Source organism: Bacillus sp. LR--39 (genome assembly GCF_053613335.1).
In genome coordinates, this window is the sequence record NZ_JBSIOT010000842.1 from 1 (window position 1) to 723 (window position 723).

General features: G+C 42.7%; 1 protein-coding gene. It reads right to left on the minus strand.

Annotation, left to right across the window (positions count from 1 at the left end; all coding sequences use genetic code 11):
- Window positions 1-634, minus strand: a 634-nt coding sequence (gene spsC / locus ACWHAR_RS26925; RefSeq protein ID WP_452088409.1) for a stationary phase survival protein SpsC, incomplete at its 3' end; no start/stop codon positions are given.
- Between the last annotated feature and the right edge of the window lie 89 nt (window positions 635-723).

The following is a 723-nucleotide window of genomic DNA, read 5'->3' on the forward strand; positions in this document are numbered from 1 at the left end:
GATTTCTGAACACTTGCAAAGATTTTGTTTCATTGAGCTTCTCAAGCTCATCCTCGGTAATCTTTCCCGTTCCCTTTTTAATCACATATACATCAAGGGTTTTTTTGCCCCATTCATTGTATACATCTTTGACTGTCTCAAAGTACAGATCAAGGCGGTTTCCCTTAATAGCTGATCCTGTGTCGGCCACAACTCCGAGACCGTAGTTCGGAATGAATAAAATTGTTCCGATCAGGAAAACGGACGGGTCAGCAGCAACCGTGGAATATAAATCCCGTTTCACTTTCACACCTGAATATGTAAGCCCGTATAATGGATCACCGGGATTTTTGCCCGTCGACTCAGCTCCTGCTGTGTAGCCTGTTGCTGTTACTCTTTGGACTGGATAATCATCCCAATCAAATGCCTCTTCTAACGGTTTTGTTTTATCCTCAGCCGCGGACGTGGTTTGTGTTTGTTTCTGCTGCAATGCTTTTAATGTCAGTCCTGCATGCTTCAAGTGCTTTTCCTGATGTTCCTGCACCCATTTTGACAAGTCCTTCGCTTCAATTCCTGACACTGATAAAAATGTCGTGCCAAATGCAAGCAGAAATAAACAGGTCATCAGCAAACGTCTGATCATATTCAACATCATTCACCTCTCCTCCGCATCATTGTTCCCAAGTGGAGAGAGCATTATTCAAAATGGTGAATGAGCTGAACGCATAAAAAAAGCTTTCTTTA